Raw genomic sequence first — 17549 nt, forward strand, 5'->3', positions numbered from 1 at the left:
ATTCGTTTTTCCGGTGGCAATGTCGGAGGGGTCACACCCGTTCCCATCCCGAACACGGAAGTTAAGCCCTCCAGAGCCGATGGTACTCCGCGGGAAACCGCGTGGGAGAGTAGGTCGCTGCCGGATTTTTTTTGAAAGCCCCTGGTGCCGCAAGGCGCCGGGGGCTTTGTCTTTGCGGGCTTGTGGCACGGGCCACCGCGCCTGGCTTGAGCGTTGAGACACGCTCGCCGGGGGCATGCTGCCCGGGACCGCGGAGCGATTTCGCCTGGCGTGTGGCGGGCCTGCGCTCGCGGTAGGCGATGCTGGGGCGACGCGGGACGGCAGGCGGGTCAGTTTTGGGGCAAGGCGACGCCAAGTTCTCGGATTCGTTGGGGAATCACGTCGTCGTGGATGTTTGACCGCCGTTCCCACTGGATCTAGAGTCACTGCTCCCCCCGGTTTGCGCACCGCCTGCCGCGGTCCGTACTCGCCGGCGCCGGGCAGCCCCGCGAGATGAAGAAGCCGACCTTCTTTGGGAAGTACCTGCTCCTCGAGCGCGTCAACGTCGGCGGTATGGCCGAGGTCTTCATCGCGAAGGCTTTTGGCGTCGAAGGCTTCGAGCGCATCCTGGCCATCAAGAAGATCCTTCCGACGATGGCGGAGGATGACGAGTTCATCACGATGTTCATCGACGAGGCGCGGATCAGCGTTCAGCTGAACCACGCCAACATCGTGCACATCCACGAGCTCGGGAAGCACGAGGAAACGTACTTCATCGCCATGGAGTACGTGGCGGGCCGTGACGTCCGCACGCTCCTGGAGCGCTACCGTCGCCGCAAGGAGATCATGCCCACCGCACAGGCGGTGTTCATCGTCTCCAAGATGTGTGAGGGCCTGGACTACGCGCACCGCAAGAAGGACGCGCGCGGCCAGGACCTGCACATCATCCACCGCGACGTCTCTCCGCAGAACATCCTCGTCTCGTACGAAGGCGAGGTGAAGATCATCGACTTTGGCATCGCCAAGGCCGCCAACCGTTCGCAGAAGACGCAGGCCGGCATCCTCAAGGGGAAGTTCGGCTACATGAGCCCGGAGCAGGTCCGGGGCATGCCCATTGACCGGCGCAGCGACATCTTCGCCGTCGGCGTGCTGCTCTACGAAATGCTCACGGGCGAGAAGCTCTTCGTGGGCGAGTCCGACTTCTCCACGCTGGAGAAGGTGCGCAACGCGGACATCCCGCTGCCGCGCGAGTTCAATCCGAACATCTCCGCGGGTCTGGAGAAGGTCGTCCTCAAGGCGCTCGCGCGCGAGCCCGAGGACCGCTACCAGTGGGCCTCCGACCTCCAGGAGGACCTGATGCGCTTCCTCCTCGCGGGGGACGCCATCTACTCCTCGAAGCACCTGTCCGGTTTCATGAAGGAGGCCTTCGCCGAGGACATGCTCCGCGAGGCGGAGAAGATGGAGCGCTACGCCTCCGTCGAGCGCCCGGATCAGATCGAGCACTCGGGTGTGACGCTGCCTCCTCCGGTGGCAGCGCCCCCCCGTGCGACCGCGCAGAAGAGGTCGCCGGCTCCGTCTGCGACCGGTTCTCCCGTGGGCCGCGCCTCCACGGCGCCCGCCCAGCCCGCGCCTGGCTACATCCCTCCGCCCAGCGCTGAAGAGCTGGCGGAGATGGATGGCGCCGCGGACAAGACGCAGATCGTCGACTCCACGCACACGTTCCGTGCCCCGGAAACGCGGATCGCGGACAGCAGCGTCGTCGTGGACGACAGCATCACCGGCCGCTCGGAGAATCCCATCGATCGGGCCGGGCACCACACGAGCGCCTCTCCCTATGCGCAGGACGAAGGGCGCGGCGGCAAGGGCAAGAGCGGCCCCAAGTCCCAGGTCATCATCGGGGACGAGGGCGGAGAGGCCTACGCGGGCGCGACCATGATTGGTCCGGCTCCGACGGCGCCGCCTTCGCGCTCCCGCGGTGGCTCTGCGGCTCCGGTGCTGGACCCCGAGGAAGAGGAGACCACGGGCAACATCACCCTCCCGGTGGGCTCCCGCCACAACGGCCTGCGCGCCCAGGCGGCCGAAGAGGACCCGGAAGGCGCCTACGACGACCAGGGCGACGAGTTCGAGGGCGACGGCCAGGAGGACTACGGCGACGAAGGGCAGGACGCCGAAGAGCCGCCCTACGACGACGAGGCCGACGGTCCTGCGACCATCCCCCAGAAGGCTTCCAAGATGGCGAAGCCGGCCCCGGCCGCCAAGGTCGAAAAGGCCAAGGCGCCCGCTGGACCGAAGAAGCCTCTGCCCAAGCCCGCCATCATCGGCATGGCCGCGGGCGCGGGCCTGCTCCTCCTCCTCGCGGTGATCTTCGTGGTCCGTGGTGCGTCCACGGGCTCCGTGAACTTCGTCGCGCCCGTGGGCGCCACCGTCCTCGTGGACGGTGAGCCCGTGAACGCCAACCAGGTCATCGAGCTGTCCGCGGGCCTCCACAACGTGACCGCCTCGGCTCCGGGCTATCAGCCCGTGACGCAGCAGATCGAGGTCATCGCGGGCCAGGCGGCGGCCCCCATCCTCCTCAGCCTGAAGTCGGATGCCCCGACTCCGAAGCCTCCGGAACCCAAGCCTCCGGAACCCCAGACGCCGCCCACGACGCCGCCGGTGGTGGACAACACGCCGCCGCCCACGACGCCGGAGCCGCCCCCGGAGAAGCCGGTCGAGCCTCCCGCTCCGAAGACGTTCACCGCCCTGTTCGAAGGACAGGAGGGCGCGGAGATCTCCGTCGACGGCAAGTCCCTGGGCAAGCTGCCCGGCGCGAAGCTCGGCGACCTGGAGATGGGCAAGAAGTACACGTTCACGGCGAAGCGCTCGGGCTTCAAGCCGTTCTCCGGCGACTTCACGTCCACCGGGAACACCGAGGTTCGCGTCGCCGTGGACATGGTGGAAGAAGCTCCGCCGCCCGAGCCGAAGCCGAAGCCCACGCCTCCGGAGCCCAAGCCGAAGCCTCCGCCCGTGGTCGCGACCCCGAAGCCTCCTCCGGAGCCCAAGCCGAAGCCCGCCGCTGCCGCGATGGGCAAGTTCGCCTGCAGCACGTCGCCGGCGGGCGCTCAAATCTGGGTGGATGGGAAGAACACGGGGCGTGTGAGCCCCGTACCGCTGGGCAATCCGCTGCAACTGCCGGTGGGCAAGCGGAAGGTCGTCTTCAAGCTCAACGGCAAGTCGACCAAGCCCCAGGTCGTGGTCATCGATACGGAGAACGTGGCCAAGCTCATCAACGTCCCGGTGAACTGAACGGACGCACTGCGCCATGGGGCATCTTGTGCCCCTGGCGATTGTTGATCAGGGATGCCAGGGGGCAGGCTATGACGCCTCGCCCACGACGCTCCTTACGTTGAGGTGATGTGTTCATGAGCACGACGTCCACTCGAGGCAAGCCCGACGCTGGCCCCGCGCAGCAGCCTTTCACCTATCCCCTTCGCCAGGAGTTCGTGGAGCCCGACTGGACGCGCATCCCGGGCTACAAGGACGTCACCGCGGCGGAGTGGGAGAGCTCGGTGTGGCAGCGCAAGCACACCGTGAAGAACCTGCGCGAGCTGCGGGCGACGCTCGGGGCGCTGCTGCCGGACGACCTGGCCGCGAGCATGGAGTTGGACCAGAAGGAGCGGGCGACGATGTCCATCCTCGTCCCGCCCCAGATGCTCAACACCATGAACCTGGAGGACCTGTGGAACGACCCGGTCCGCAAGTACATGTTGCCGGCGCTCGCCGACCGCCGCACGGACTGGCCCAACCACCCGCGCGCCAGCCGTGACAGCCTCCACGAGGCGGACATGTGGGTCGTCGAGGGCCTGACGCACCGCTATCCGACGAAGGTGCTGGCGGAGATGCTGCCCACGTGCCCGCAGTACTGCGGCCACTGCACGCGCATGGACCTGGTGGGCAACGACGTCCCGCAGGTGTCCAAGCACAAGTTCGCGACGGGGCAGAAGGAGCGCTACGAGCAGATGCTGGACTACCTGCGCCGCACGCCCACCGTGCGCGACGTGGTGGTGTCCGGCGGCGACATCGCGAACCTGCCCATCCAGGCGCTGGAGCCGTTCGTCAGCGCGCTGATGGACATCCCGAACATCCGCGACATCCGCCTGGCGTCCAAGGGGCTCATGGCGCTGCCGCAGCACTTCCTCCAGGACAGCGTCCTGGCCGGTCTGGACCGGCTGGCGAAGAAGGCCGTGGAGCGCGGCGTGGACCTGGCGCTGCACACGCACGTGAACCACGCGCAGCAGCTCACGCCGCTCGTGGGCAAGGCGGTGCGCAAGCTGCTCGACATGGGCTTCCGCGACGTGCGCAACCAGGGCGTGCTCTTGCGTGGCGTGAACGACAGCCCGAAGGCGCTCCTGGACCTGTGCTTCACGCTGCTCGACCACGCGAAGATCCTGCCGTACTACTTCTACATGTGCGACATGATCCCCAACAGCGAGCACTGGCGGCTGTCGGTGGCGCAGGCACAGAAGCTCCAGCACGACATCATGGGCTACATGCCGGGCTTCGCCACGCCGCGCATCGTCTGTGACGTGCCGTTCGTGGGGAAGCGGTGGATCCACCAGGTGGCGGAGTATGACCGCGAGCGCGGCATCTCCTACTGGACCAAGAACTACCGCACGAGCGTGGAAGCGAACGACGCCGACGCACTTGATCGCAAGTACGAGTACTTCGATCCCATCGACACGCTGCCGGAGTCCGGCCAGGCGTGGTGGCGGGATCAGCCCAAGGCGGCGTGATGGATTCCTCGGTGGGCGCCACGGCGCCCCTGCCGTCCCCCCGTCCCTCGCTCAGTGCCGAGGGGCGGGCCCGGTTGTTTCCCTCCGCGACCGACGCGGAGTGGACGGACTGGCGCTGGCAGCAGCGTCACTCGGTGCGCAACCTGGAGCAGCTGGAGCGCTACGTGCGCCTGACCCCGGAGGAGCGCGCCGGGGTGCAGGAGACGTCCTCGCTGTTCCGGATGGGCATCAGCCCCTACTACCTGTCGCTCATCGACCCGGAGCACGCGCTGTGTCCGGTGCGCATGCAGTCCATTCCGGTGCGCGCGGAGGCCCGGGTGCGGCCCGGGGAGCTGGAGGATCCGCTCGGCGAGGACAAGACGCGCCCCGAGGAGTGCATCGTCCACAAGTATCCGGACCGGGTGCTGTTCCTGGCCCTGGATACGTGCTCGGTCTACTGCCGCCACTGCACTCGGCGGCGCATCACCAAGGGCGGTGAGGCGGAGCTCACCAAGGACCAGATGCGCCGGGGCATCGACTACGTGCGCAACCACCCCGAGGTGCGCGACGTGCTCATCTCTGGCGGAGACCCGTTCCTCCTCGGCGAGGAACGGCTGGAGTCGCTGCTCGCGCCGCTGAGCGAGATTCCCCACGTGGAGATGATCCGCATCGGGACGCGGGTGCCGGTGGTGCTGCCCATGCGCGTCACCGACTCGCTGGCGCGCCTGCTGCGCCGCTACGCGCCCGTCTACGTCATCACCCACTTCAACCACCCCAAGGAAGTGACGCCGGAAGCGCGTGAGGCGTGCGAGCGGCTGGTGGACCATGGCGTGCCGGTGGAGAACCAGGCCGTGCTGATGCGGCAGCTCAACTCGGATGCGCGCATCATCAAGGAGCTGTCGCACGTGCTCCTGCGCAGCCGCGTGCGCCCCTACTACCTGCACCAGATGGACGTCGCGGAAGGGTGCGAGCACCTGCGCACGCCCATCGCCAAGGGGCTGGAGATTATCGAGCAGCTTCGCGGGCACACCAGCGGGCTCGCGGTGCCGCACCTCGCGGTGGACCTGCCGGGAGGGGGAGGGAAGGTCACCCTCCAGCCCGACTACGTCATCGAGCGCGGCGAGCGGGAGACCCTCTTCCGCAACTACAAGGGGCAGACGTACGCGTACCCGGAGCCGGAGGAGACCGACTGCTCCTGCCCGTACGACGAGGTGTGGCAGGCGCGGTCGCGGGAGCTGGGCTTCCGAGGCCGCTGACGGCCCCGGAGGAGGCCGGACGCCGCGGGGCTACCTGCGGCGCTTGGAGGCCTTCCGGCTCATGCCCTTCGCCGTGCCGGCGGTGTCGCCAATCTCCACGACCGGCGCACCCGCTGTGCTCGAGCTGTCCAGGCTGCCGTCGACGTCGACGGAGGGCTCCGCGCCGTCCGCGGACTCCAGCTCCACGGGGTCCGAGTCGCTGAAGCCCTGCTGGATGTGGACCTCGCCGTCGCCCTTGCGCTTCTTCGCCTCGGCTTCCTTCTCGGCCTTGGCCTTGTCTTCGAGCCGCTTGGCCTCGTTGGCGGCGCGCTGGTTGTCCTCGGGCGTCATCCGGGCCGTGAAGGTGGCGAACTCCTTCGCGGAGACGCCGTGCTTCTCCATGACCTTGGCGGCTTCCTTCTGCTGGGCGCGGATGGACTGGCCTCGCTCGGCGTTGCTCATCTCCGACGGCTTGCGGTTGCCGAACTCCTCGTTCACCTTCGCCTGGGCCGCGGCCTCATCGCGCTGGATGGCCGCCACCTTCTCCGGCGTCAGGCCTTCCTCCTCCGCGAGGGCAGGGGTCGCCAGCACGAGCGACGAGGCAGCGAGCATCAACGAGAGACGGGTGGTCATGGGGAGGCTCCTCAATCCGACCCATCATAGGCACGGAGTCAGAGCCAGCGCATGGCCGCTTCTTCAGTGCGACTTACACCGCGTGCAGCCGTCGTTCGCGCCCGCGCACTGCTCGCGGGCCCTAGCGCAGCGCGGCGGGAGGTCGTCCCGGTCCGCCTGCTGCTCCACGAGACCGCAGAGCTGTTCCGCCGTGGCGCACGTCCGCGTGGAGACGTCGCACTGCTCGGCGCAGGTCAGGTTATCCCCCTGCTCGCGGGCGCGGAGCTCGTCGAGGCGGGCTTCGATGCCGTCGATGGCCGCGTCGTCGTCCCCGGCCACCCGGGTGTCCACGTGCTTCGCGCAGCCTGCCAGCGCGATTGCTGCGGTGAGGAGGGCCAGCCATGACCGGGTCGCTCGCATGGTCCTACCCATATGCGCCCGCTCGTGGCCGCGTCCAGTCAGCGGCGTTCGGGGGAGCGCATACGGCGCTCGGGGCGGGGCTCCGGTTCAGGAGGACGGCTCCAGTAGAGCCAGGCCGTCAGCGCCAGGAGCGTGGCCACGGCCAGCCTCCGCAGCCATTCCTCCCGCGCCCGTCCGGGTGAGTCCGCGTCGGCCTGGGCGGCCTTCTCCAACGCGGCCTCCACCTCGGGCCCCAGGGCCTGCACCCTCCGGCACAGCCAGGCCACGGGCGCGAGCGGCACCGGCACGGGCGCGGTGTCCTTCTCCACGGCCATGGCCAGCATCCGCTCCCAGGCGGTGGCTTCCTCCGGGCTCTCCGGGGGCCTTACGGGCTGGCCCAGTTGCTGGGCCAGCGCCACCGCCGAACGGAGCAGCAGCACCGAGAAGGCGTCGCTCGAAATCCCGTACCAGGTCGCGCACTCCGCCTGGGGACGGCGCTCCACGAGCCGGCGGACCAGCACGGCGGCCGTGCGGGGCTCCAGCGCGCGGAGGGCGTCGGAGAGGGCCTCGGGGGACAGGCATGCGACGTCGGGGACGGAGGCGGTCACGGGGCTCCATTCTGCGGCATCCGCCTGGGGTTTTCGCGGGCTCCTACCGGGGACATGTCCTGGCTTCCGGCCGATTTCTTGAGGCGGATCGCTCCGCCCCTAGACTGTTGGACCATGTTGCAACGTGTGGCACTGCTGCTGCTCCTGCTCGCGTCGTCGCGGGCGTTCGCCGTGGAGACGATGCGCATTGCCATGGACGACCCCGGCGACGAGGTCCGCGTGAGCGGCCGGGGCCTGGGCTTCGGCCCCGATGCCGAGGACGCAGCCTTCGTCGCCGTCACCGCGGGACAGGCCACCGTGCGCCGCCGCAACGGCAAGCTGGAGGTCAACGGCGCTCCCTTCATCGGCGACGCCATCCGCTTCCGTGGCGGCCTGGAGGCCACCGACGCGGGCGGCCCCGGCAATGAACCCCTGAAGGCGGGCAGCGCGCAGGTGCGCGGCGACGTCGTCGTGCGCCTGTTCAAGAACAGCCTCCAGCTCATCAACGTCATCCCCCTGGAGGACTACCTCGCGGCGGTGCTCGGCAGCGAGATGCCCGTGTCCTTCCCGCTGGAGGCCCTCAAGGCCCAGGCCGTGGCCGCGCGGACGTACGCGCTGCAGAAGAAGCTGGATGCGTATGGCGCCGCCTTCCACATGGGCAGCAGCGTGCTCCACCAGGTGTACGGCGGCGTCAACCGCGAGGACGCCAAGACGCGCGCCGCCGTGGAGGCCACCCGGGGCGAGGTGCTCACGTACGACCTGGCGCCCATCGAGGCGTACTTCCATGCCTCCTGCGGCGGGCGCACCGAGTCCGGACAGGACGCCCTCCAGCGGAACCTGCCGTACCTGCAGCCCGTTGACTGCCCCTGCGGCAAGCTGCCCGCCAGCCGCTGGACCGCGACCCTCTCCGAGGCGGAGCTGCGCGGTGCGCTGAAGGCCCCGCCGGGCGGCCTGCGCGTCACCGGCCGCACGCCCACGCGCCGGGTGACCCGCGTGACGATGTCGGACGGCACCGTGGTGGACGGCGTGCAGTTCCGCCGCAAGCTGGGCTACACGCGCCTCAAGAGCCTGGACTTCGACGTGGAAGCCTCCGGCAAGAACTACGTGTTCACCGGACGTGGCTTCGGCCACGGGGCGGGGCTGTGCCAGTGGGGCGCCAAGGCCCTCGCCGACCAGGGCAAGACGTACCGGGAAATCCTTTCCCACTACTACCCGGGCGCCGAGTTCCAGCAGCTCTACTGACGCCCTCGCCGGTTCCGTGAGGGCGCGGGGGCTGCTACAAGCGCCAACCCCGTGTCGTCCCTCCTCTCCGACTACGATTTCGAGCTCCCCGAGGCGCAGATCGCCCAGGCCCCGCTGCCCAACCGGGACGCGTCGCGCCTGATGGTCGTCAGCCGCGCCACCGGCGCCTGGAGCCACCAGCACTTCACCGACCTCGCGGACCTGCTGCGCGAGGGCGACCTGCTCGTCCTCAACGACGCGCGCGTCATCCCCGCGCGCCTGCTGGGCCAGAAGAGCGGCACCGGCGGCCGCGTGGAGCTGCTGGTCGTCCGCCCCGCCGCCACGGCCACGCTCACCTCCGCGGCGCTCGGGGGCGCGCCTGAGTCGCTCGAGTGGGTCTGCCTGGGCCAGGCGTCCAAGGGGCTCAAGCCCGGCCAGTCCGTCACCTTCGCCGGGGGCCTGTCCGCCGAAGTCCTGGAGGCCCTGGGGGGAGGGGAGTACCGGGTGCGCTTCCACGCGGCGCCGGGCGCGTCGCTCGCCAGCCTCCTGGACGCGGCGGGCCGGCTGCCCCTGCCTCCGTACATCACCCGCGAGCCCGAGGCCGCGGACGCCGAGCGCTACCAGACCGTGTATGCCCGCGCGTCCGGCGCCGTGGCCGCGCCCACCGCCGGCCTGCACTTCACGCAAGAGGTCTTCGCGAAGCTCGCGGCGAAGGGTGTCCAGCGCGAGGAGGTGACGCTCGACGTGGGGCCCGGCACCTTCCTCCCCGTGCGCGAGGAGGTGCTGGACAAGCACCACATGCACCCGGAGCGCTTCACCGTGCCGGAGGCCACCGCCGCCGCCGTGAACGCCGCGAAGGCGGAAGGGCGCCGCGTGGTCGCCGTGGGCACCACCGTGGTGCGCACGCTGGAGTCCGCCACCGACCCGGACACGGGCAGGCTGCGCGTGGGCCCGGGCGAGACGGCGATGTTCATCCGGCCCGGCTATGTCTTCCGCCAGGTGGACGTGCTCCTCACGAACTTCCACCTGCCGCGCTCCACGCTGGTGATGCTGGTGAGCGCGCTCCTGGGCCGGGAGCGCACGCTCGCCGCGTACCAGGAGGCCGTGCGCGCGGGCTACCGGTTCTTCAGTTACGGCGATGCCATGTTGGTGAAGGAGTGAGTGCCGTGGTCGACGAGCAGGGCAGGGAAAAGGGCGAGAAGGGCGATACCCGCGTGCCCCCGGGGCTGGTGCGCTTCGAGCTGTTGCACGAGGACCAGAGCGGCACCAAGGCGCGCCGCGGCCGGCTGAACACGCCGCATGGCCCCATTGAAACGCCCATCTTCATGCCCGTGGGCACCGTGGGCAGCGTCAAGGGCGTGGGTCCGGACGACCTGAAGACCCTGGATGCGCAGATCATCCTGGGCAACACCTACCACCTGATGCTGCGCCCCACGGACGCGCTCGTCGGGGAGATGGGCGGCCTGCACCGCTTCATCTCCTGGGACCGGCCCATGCTCACCGACAGCGGCGGCTTCCAGGTGTTCAGCCTGTCGGAGAAGCGCAAGATCACGGAGGAGGGCGCCGCGTTCCAGTCGCACCTGGACGGCTCGCGGCACTTCCTGTCGCCGGAGCGCTCCATCGAAATCCAGGAGACGCTGGGCGCGGACGTCATCATGGCGTTCGACGAGTGCCCTCCGTCCACCGAGGACCGGGCCTACCTGGAGAAGTCCCTGGCGCGCACCACGCGCTGGCTGCACCGGTGCGTGAAGGCATGGAGCCGCGAGCGCTCGTCGCTGTTCGGTATCGTGCAGGGCGGCCTCCATGACGACCTGCGCAAGCGCCACGCGGAGGAGGTGTGCGCGGTGGACCTGCCCGGCTACGCGCTGGGGGGCTACTCCGTGGGCGAGGCGCCGGAAGCCATGCACGCGGGCGTGGCCTACTCGGCGCCGCTGCTTCCCCGGGACAAGCCGCGCTACCTGATGGGCGTGGGCACGCCGCTGGACCTGGTGACGTGCGTGGAGCACGGCGTGGACATGTTCGACTGCGTGCTGCCTACACGGTGCGCTCGCAACGGCCTGCTCTTCACCTCGGAGGGCAAGCTGGTCATCCGCAACGCGGCCTACGCCAAGGACCCCCGCCCGGTGGACCCGGCGTGCTCCTGCTACACCTGCCGCACGTTCAGCCGGTCCTACCTGCGGCACCTGTTCGCGGCGGGCGAAATCCTGGCGATGCGGCTCAACACCCTGCACAACCTCCACTACTTCCTGGACCTGATGGCCCAGGTGCGCCGCGCCATCGCCGAGGACCGCTTCGCCGCGTTTGCTCGCGACTTCCGGGCCAAGGCCGTGGCGCAAGAGGCCGAACGCAAAGGCGGCCGGTGAGCGGCCAACGGGATTGCCGCGCTTCCGGCGTTCACTTGCTCACATGGGGCGCCCTTGCTAAGAGGCCACCCTTTCGGATGTTTTGACCCCACCCGTACGCCGGGTCGGGGCCTTTCCGAGTCCTTCCTCCCAAACGACGAGGCAGTACGTGGCTGACAGTTTCCTGATTCTCGCGCAGGCCGGGGCCGGCGGTTCCCCCCTGGGGACCTTCGGCTTCCTCGCCGTGCTGGTGGCCATCATGTACTTCGTGATGATCCGCCCCCAGCAGAAGCAGCTCAAGGAGCACCGCAACCTGCTCGCGGGGCTGAAGAAGGGCGATGACGTCGTGACGTCCGGCGGCATCCTCGGGCGCATCCACCAGGTGGACGACTCCACCGTGACGCTGGAGATCGCCAGCGGGGTGCGCGTGCGCGTGCTCAAGACGGCGGTCAGTGCCAAGGGCACCATCCCGGCGGCGGGCGCCCCGGCGGCGGCCCCCGCTGAGAAGAAGGAGGAGAAGTAATGGACCGCGGCTGGTGGTGGAAGTTCGGAATGATCGTCGCGGTGACGCTGGGGACGCTCTGGTTCCTCGTCCCGACGTACTACTCGCTGGTGGTCCTGGACCGCAACGAGCGCAACAACATCGCCGTGCTGGAGCAGCGGCTGCCCGCGTGGGCGCCCCCCGCGAAGTACCGCCTCAACCTGGGGCTGGACCTGCAGGGCGGCATCCACATGGTGATGCGGGTGGACACCAAGACGGCCCTGCAGAAGCGCACCGAGCGCCGCGGGACGCAGATCGCCACCTACGTCAACGACAAGAAGCTGGGTGAGGTGACGGCGGACACGGACCCGGAGCGGCTGCAGCTGGTGCTGACCGCGAAGGACCCGGCCACCATGGACGCCATCCAGAAGGAGGTCCTGGCCACCTTCACCGACTTCACCGTGGAGTCCCGCAACGGCGGCACGCTGGTGCTCAAGCCGGACGAGGGCCAGGTGAACCGCTTCCGCGACGAGGCCGTGGACCAGGCGATGCTCGTCATCCGCCGCCGCATCGACAAGTGGGGCGTGGCGGAAGTGGACGTGCGCAAGCTGGGCACGGACTCCATCCAGATCTCGCTGCCCGGCCGCAGCAACCCGGAGCAGGCCAAGGAGCTGGTGGGCACCACCGCGCAGCTGGAGTTCCGGATGGTGGACGACACCAACCCCCAGGTGTTCGCGCAGATGTACGAGCAGCACCCGCCCCCGGCGGAGAGCAAGATCACCCTGGTGGATGAAGAGGGCTTCCCGCAGCTGTCCTCGCCCAACCGCGAGGCCCTGCTGGCGTACGCGAAGGACAAGACGCCGGAAGGCCGCGACGTCGTCACCGAGTGCGTGGCGAACCCGGTGAAGAAGAACGACTGCATCGCGTACCGCAGCTACCTGCTGGACAAGAACGTTCCGCTCACGGGTGAGAGCCTGGCGGGCGCGGACGCGTCCGTCAGCCAGATGAACGAGCCGGAGGTGAACATCGCGTTCGACCCGGCTGGTTCGCGCGAGTTCGAGAAGCTGACCGAGGCCGCCGTGGGCCGCCGGATGGCCATCGTGCTGGACGACAACGTGCACACCGCGCCGCGCATCAACGAGAAGATCGGCGGCGGCCGCGCGCGCATCACCATGGGCCGCGCCAGCGGGCGCAGCTTCGAGGAGTGGCTGGGCGAGGCGCAGACGCTGGCGCTGGTGCTCAAGGCCGGTGCGCTGCCCGCGCCGGTGACGGTGGGCGAAATCCGTCAGGTGGGCGCGACGCTGGGCGACGAGCTCATCAAGAAGGGCAGCCTGGCCGCGCTGGTGGGCCTGGCGCTCGTCATCGTCTTCATGGCGGTCTACTACCGCAAGTCCGGCCTCATCGCGGACGTGGCGCTGCTGCTCAACGGCCTGCTCATCCTGGCCGGCCTTGCGTTCTTCAACGCCACGCTGACCTTGCCGGGCATCGCGGGCTTCGTGCTCACGCTGGGCATCGCGGTGGACGCGAACGTGCTCATCAACGAGCGCATCCGCGAGGAGCTTGCCAACGGCAAGTCCGCGCGCGCCGCGGTGGACCAGGGCTACGACCGCGCCTTCTGGACCATCTTCGACGCGCACGTGACGACGCTCATCGCGGGCTTCATCCTGTTCTTCACGGGAACGGGTCCGGTCCGCGGCTTCGCCACCACGCTCATCGTGGGCCTCCTGGCGTCGCTGTTCACGTCCATCGTCGTGACGCGCGTCATCACGACCTACTTCGTCCACGGCCGCAACGCGCAGTCGGTGTCCGTCTAACGGGGCTTACGCGCCTTCGGGAAATCCGCCATGCAGATTCTCAAGCACAAGACGAACATCGACTTCATCAGCAAGCGCAAGCCGGCGCTCTTCATCTCCACGCTCATCAACCTGGCCATCATCGTCGGCATCGCCGCGGTGGGGTTCAACTTCGGCGTGGACTTCGCCGGCGGCACGGTGGTGGAGCTGAAGTACAACACGCCCACCACGGCCCAGCAGGTCCGTGAGAAGGCCCAGGCCGGCGGTCTGCACGACGTCAGCGTCCAGGGCGTGGGCGCGGCCGAGGAGAACTCCTTCCTCCTGCGCATGGGCGGCGTCACGCAGCTCACGGAGGAGAACGCCGAGCACGCGAAGACGGCCATCCAGGGCCTGGGCGAGGTCCGCAACGTCTACGCCGACATGGCCAACGGCATCGTGAACTTCCGCTCCGTGCAGCCCATGTCCGCGGACGCGGTGAAGAAGGCCGTCGAGGCGGCGGGCATCGGCGTGCAGGAGGTGCGTGACCTGGGCGCGAACCAGGGCGGCAACGGCTACGACTACCAGGTCGTCGCGAGCGGCATGGCGGACAAGGTGTTCGCCGCGCTGAGCGCGGGCTCCGACAAGCCCGACTTCGAGCAGCGCCGCGTGGACTACGTGGGCCCGCAGGTGGGCAAGCAGCTGCGCAACCGCGGCATCATGGCGCTGGTGTACTCGATGGTCGCCATCCTCATCTACGTGGCGTTCCGCTTCGACTTCAAGTTCGGCCCGGGCGCGCTGCTCGCCATGCTCCACGACGTCATCATGGTGGCGGGCTACTACCTGGTGAGCCAGCGCGAGTTCAACCTCACGTCCATCGCCGCGCTGCTCACCATCGTGGGCTACTCGGTGAACGACACCATCGTCATCTACGACCGCATCCGCGAGGACATGGTGAAGTACAAGGGCAAGGCGCTGCCGGAGATCATCAACATCGCCGTCAACGACACGCTGGGCCGCACCATCCTCACCTCCGGCGTGACGGCGCTGTCGCTCATCGGTCTGCTCATCTTCGGCGTGGGCGAAATCTTCGACTTCGCCATGGCGATGCTGGTGGGCATCCTCGTGGGCACGTACTCGTCCGTGTACATCGCCAGCCCGCTGGTCATCTGGCTGGACGAGCGCGCGCACGCCCGCGAGGGGCACGGCGGCGGCGCCAAGCAGGAGCCGAAGACGGCCTGAGCCGGCCTCCGGGCGGGTTGACGGCTTGAAGTGACGAGGGCCCTCCTTCCCACGTGGAAGCGAGGGCCCTTCGCTTTTTCAGAACCGCGCGCCCAGCGTCAGCGACGCGTCCATCAGGCCGCCGCCGTTGTCGTCCGTCGAGGTGACGTTCGCGAAGTCCTGGTCGATGAGCAGGCGGTAGGTGCCTCGCACGCCAGCGGTGAGGCCTCCGGTGTTGAACTCCAGGCCCACCGCGAGCGGGATCTCCTCCATCAAGTCGCTGTCGTAGAGCCCCTCGCCCGCGCCGCGCACGTCCACGTAGGACAGGCCCAGGCCCACGCCCGCGAAGGGCCGCACCGCGGTGAGGAAGGGCGGCGACACCTTCACCAGCGCGCTGCCGCCGTTGCGCACCAGCGAGGGCGCGTCGAACAGGCGGCTGTCACTCACCTTGTTCTGCGAGCCCTCGTAGCCGACTTCGAAGCCGAGGAAGGTGGTGGGCTGGAGGTTGAGCGTCAGGCCCCACAGCGGACCGGTGCTGGCCAGGTCGCCCAGGTCGCCCGTGTAGTCGCCAATGCCGCCGCGCAGGAAGACGTTCACGTCCCCCTGCTTCTTCTGCGCGAGCGCGGGCCCCGCGCCCAACACGACGGCCATCAGGGCACCGCCCTGGAGAAACCTGCGAAGCATGCGGACCTCCCTGTCCACGGGTGTGCACTCAAGCTGGGCACCGCGTACCCGCCGTGCAGGTTGGAGGCAGGGAGGCAGCCGAGCGCACGTCTGAACATGCGTACAGGAGGGTGGTGTGAGTGGGCGGGTTGGACTGCCTTGGTCGGACGTCTGAGGTACTGTCCTTCGCCATGCGGTGGTTGCTTCCAGATGTCGTCGAGCAGGAGGTGGGTTCGCTCGCGGGTGAGCTGTCGCTGCACCCGTTGGCGGCGAGGGTGTTGCTCCACCGTGGCTACCGGACGCCGGAGGCGGCGTCGGCCTTCCTGTCGGACCGGTTGGCGGACCTGCCGGACCCGTTCCGGATGAAGGGCATGGGCCCCGCGGTGGAGCGCGTGCTGCGCGCGGTGCGGCTCAAGGAGAAGGTGACGCTCTACGGGGACTACGACGTGGACGGCGTGTCCTCCACGTCGCTCATGTACCTGTTCCTCAAGGAGCTGGGCGTGGCCCCCGCCACGTACATCCCGCACCGGCTGGACGAGGGCTACGGCCTCAACCTGGGCGCGGTGGAGCGCATCGCGCAGGACGGCACGCGCCTCTTGGTAACGCTGGACTGCGGCATCACCTCCGTGGCGGAGATTGCCCGCGCGAAGGAGCTGGGCCTGGACGTCGTGGTGGTGGACCACCACACGGTGCCGCCCACGCTGCCGCCCGCCACCGCGGTGCTCAACCCGCATCAGCCCGGCTGCGAGTACCCCACCAAGGTGCTGTGCGCCGCGGGCGTGGCCTTCAACCTGTGCATGGGCCTGCGCAAGCGGCTGCGCGACGACGGCTTCTTCGCCACGCGCAAGGAGCCCAACCTCAAGGCGCTGATGGACCTGGTGGCGCTGGCCACCGTGGCGGACGTGGTGCCGCTCACCGGCGCCAACCGCATCCTCGTGGCGCACGGCCTCCAGGAGCTGTCCCAGGGCCGCCGTCCCGGCATCCGCGCGCTGAAGGAGGTGGCCGGCCTGGAGCCGGACGCTGGCGTCACCGCGGGGCAGGTGGGCTTCCGCCTGGGGCCCCGCATCAACGCCGCGGGCCGCCTGCATGACGCGTCGCTGGGCCTGCAGCTGCTCTGCGCGGACTCCGTGGAGGCGGCGCGCTCGCTGGCGCAGGTGTTGGACCGGGCGAACGCGGAGCGGCAGGGGATTGAGAGCAGCATCCTCACGCAGGCGCTGGCGCAGGCGGAGGAGCACAAGGACTCGCGCGGGCTGGTGCTCTTCGACGAGGGCTGGCACCCGGGCGTCATCGGCATCGTCGCGTCGCGCGTGGTGGAGCGCTACCACCGGCCCACGGTGATGGTGGGCGTGAAGGACGGGGTGGGGAAGGGCTCGGCGCGCAGCATCGAGGCGTTCCACCTGTACGACGCGCTCACCGGGTGCTCGGACCTGCTCATGCGCTACGGCGGGCACAAGCACGCCGCCGGCCTCACCATCGACGCGAAGCAGCTGCCCGCCTTCCGCGAGGCCTTCGCCAGGATTGCCCTCCAGCGCCTGACGCCGGAGGACATGATTCCGCGCTGCCGCGTGGACGCGGTGGTGAACCCGGGCGACCTGGACGCGACGGCGGTGGAGTCGCTGCAGAAGCTGGGGCCCTTCGGTCAGGGCAACCCGGAGCCGGTGCTGGTGCTGCGCGGCCAGCAGGCCCGGCCTCGCGTGCTGCCCGCGAAGTCCGGGGCGCCCGGCGCGGGGCACCTGAAGCTGGCGCTCGTGGACGCCCCGGAGCTGGACGCCATTGGCTTCGGCATGGCGGACCGCGTGTCGCTGGTGGAGGGGCCGGTGGACCTGGCCTTCCAGGCCGGCTTCGACACCTTCCGCGGCCAGCGCAAGCTGTCCCTGCGCCTCAAGGACGTGCGTCAGGCCGCCTGACGCCGGAGGCCTCAAGCCCGCGCTACGCGAGCCCCCAGCGCACCCGGCCCGGCGACATCAGCGCGCCGGCCCGCGCCAGCTCGTTGAGGCGGAAGCGCTCCGCCTGACGCTCGAAGGCGGTGCGGCAGCCCTCCGAGCAGAAGAAGTACCGGCGCTTCTTGTACTCCGACGAGGGATGGCCCTCCGGGGCCTCCAGGTGCCTGCCGCACACCGGATCCCAGTGCCTGGTGCTGCCCTGCCCGTGTTCCTGTTCGCCGTTCATCTTCCGCCTCCAGCCCGACGCCCCAGACTGCCCAACCTGGCGCGAATGTAAGCAGGGGGCATGCCAGCGGTCCATCTCCTTGGAAGACCAAGGAAGGGGGCACGCCCGGGGCGCGGAGGG

The 17549-nt window shown here is 69.4% G+C and carries 15 protein-coding genes and 1 rRNA gene; 11 read left to right on the plus strand and 5 right to left on the minus strand.

Going from position 1 to position 17549, the window contains the following annotated elements; all coding sequences use genetic code 11:
• Positions 1-9: 9 nt before the first annotated feature.
• From rrf to D7V80_RS33630, 4 genes are all read left to right on the plus strand, one after another.
• Positions 10-126, plus strand: a 5S ribosomal RNA gene (gene rrf / locus D7V80_RS33615).
• 366 nt (positions 127-492) lie between these two features.
• On the plus strand, positions 493-3264 hold the full coding sequence (locus D7V80_RS33620; RefSeq protein WP_120591995.1) for a protein kinase: 2772 nt from the start codon (positions 493-495) through the stop codon (positions 3262-3264).
• A gap of 116 nt (positions 3265-3380) precedes the next feature.
• The gene (locus tag D7V80_RS33625) at positions 3381-4751 is read left to right on the plus strand and encodes a KamA family radical SAM protein (protein WP_120592005.1); all 1371 of its coding nucleotides are present in this window, start codon (positions 3381-3383) and stop codon (positions 4749-4751) included.
• The gene (locus D7V80_RS33630; protein WP_120592006.1) at positions 4751-5986 is read left to right on the plus strand and encodes a KamA family radical SAM protein; all 1236 of its coding nucleotides are present in this window, start codon (positions 4751-4753) and stop codon (positions 5984-5986) included. The genes D7V80_RS33625 and D7V80_RS33630 overlap by 1 nt, the downstream gene beginning before the upstream one ends.
• Positions 5987-6016: 30 nt before the next feature.
• Here the strand turns inward: D7V80_RS33630 and D7V80_RS33635 are convergent, their stop codons facing one another.
• From D7V80_RS33635 to D7V80_RS33645, 3 genes are all read right to left on the minus strand, one after another.
• The gene (locus D7V80_RS33635) at positions 6017-6598 is read right to left on the minus strand and encodes a hypothetical protein (protein WP_120591996.1); all 582 of its coding nucleotides are present in this window, start codon (positions 6596-6598) and stop codon (positions 6017-6019) included.
• A gap of 63 nt (positions 6599-6661) precedes the next feature.
• Positions 6662-6997: a hypothetical protein gene (locus D7V80_RS33640; protein ID WP_233585909.1), complete on the minus strand. Its 336-nt coding sequence runs from the start codon at positions 6995-6997 to the stop codon at positions 6662-6664.
• Between the two features lie 38 nt (positions 6998-7035).
• On the minus strand, positions 7036-7584 hold the full coding sequence (locus tag D7V80_RS33645; protein WP_120591998.1) for a hypothetical protein: 549 nt from the start codon (positions 7582-7584) through the stop codon (positions 7036-7038).
• A 114-nt stretch (positions 7585-7698) separates the two neighbouring features.
• Here D7V80_RS33645 and D7V80_RS33650 point away from each other — a divergent pair, with 114 nt between their 5' ends.
• The 6 genes from D7V80_RS33650 to secF all read left to right on the plus strand — a co-directional run bounded on the left by D7V80_RS33650 (position 7699) and on the right by secF (position 14618).
• A complete protein-coding gene (locus D7V80_RS33650) occupies positions 7699-8805 on the plus strand; it encodes a SpoIID/LytB domain-containing protein (protein WP_120591999.1) in 1107 nt (368 codons plus the stop codon).
• A 51-nt stretch (positions 8806-8856) separates the two neighbouring features.
• On the plus strand, positions 8857-9945 hold the full coding sequence (gene queA, locus D7V80_RS33655) for a tRNA preQ1(34) S-adenosylmethionine ribosyltransferase-isomerase QueA (RefSeq protein ID WP_120592000.1): 1089 nt from the start codon (positions 8857-8859) through the stop codon (positions 9943-9945).
• 5 nt (positions 9946-9950) lie between these two features.
• Positions 9951-11147: a tRNA guanosine(34) transglycosylase Tgt gene (tgt, locus tag D7V80_RS33660; protein ID WP_014395524.1), complete on the plus strand. Its 1197-nt coding sequence runs from the start codon at positions 9951-9953 to the stop codon at positions 11145-11147.
• Between the two features lie 148 nt (positions 11148-11295).
• The gene (gene yajC, locus D7V80_RS33665) at positions 11296-11649 is read left to right on the plus strand and encodes a preprotein translocase subunit YajC (protein WP_120592001.1); all 354 of its coding nucleotides are present in this window, start codon (positions 11296-11298) and stop codon (positions 11647-11649) included.
• Complete coding sequence (gene secD, locus D7V80_RS33670; RefSeq protein ID WP_120592002.1) at positions 11649-13421, plus strand: protein translocase subunit SecD; 1773 nt, start codon at positions 11649-11651, stop codon at positions 13419-13421. The genes yajC and secD overlap by 1 nt, the downstream gene beginning before the upstream one ends.
• Positions 13422-13451: 30 nt before the next feature.
• Entirely contained in the window at positions 13452-14618 is a 1167-nt protein-coding gene (secF, locus tag D7V80_RS33675) for a protein translocase subunit SecF (RefSeq protein ID WP_120592003.1), read from the plus strand.
• A 78-nt stretch (positions 14619-14696) separates the two neighbouring features.
• On the opposite strand, the gene D7V80_RS33680 is transcribed toward secF, so the two are convergent.
• Entirely contained in the window at positions 14697-15281 is a 585-nt protein-coding gene (locus D7V80_RS33680; RefSeq protein WP_120592007.1) for an outer membrane beta-barrel protein, read from the minus strand.
• Between the two features lie 170 nt (positions 15282-15451).
• On the opposite strand from D7V80_RS33680, the gene recJ reads away from it, so the two are divergent.
• Positions 15452-17167: a single-stranded-DNA-specific exonuclease RecJ gene (gene recJ / locus D7V80_RS33685; protein ID WP_120592004.1), complete on the plus strand. Its 1716-nt coding sequence runs from the start codon at positions 15452-15454 to the stop codon at positions 17165-17167.
• Positions 17168-17189: 22 nt separating this feature from the next.
• Here the strand turns inward: recJ and D7V80_RS33690 are convergent, their stop codons facing one another.
• Positions 17190-17429, minus strand: coding sequence for a YHS domain-containing protein (locus D7V80_RS33690; protein ID WP_014395530.1), 240 nt, complete (start codon positions 17427-17429; stop codon positions 17190-17192).
• Positions 17430-17549 lie beyond the last annotated feature (120 nt).

It is taken from the genome of Corallococcus sp. CA054B, assembly GCF_003611625.1.
GTDB lineage: Bacteria > Myxococcota > Myxococcia > Myxococcales > Myxococcaceae > Corallococcus > Corallococcus coralloides.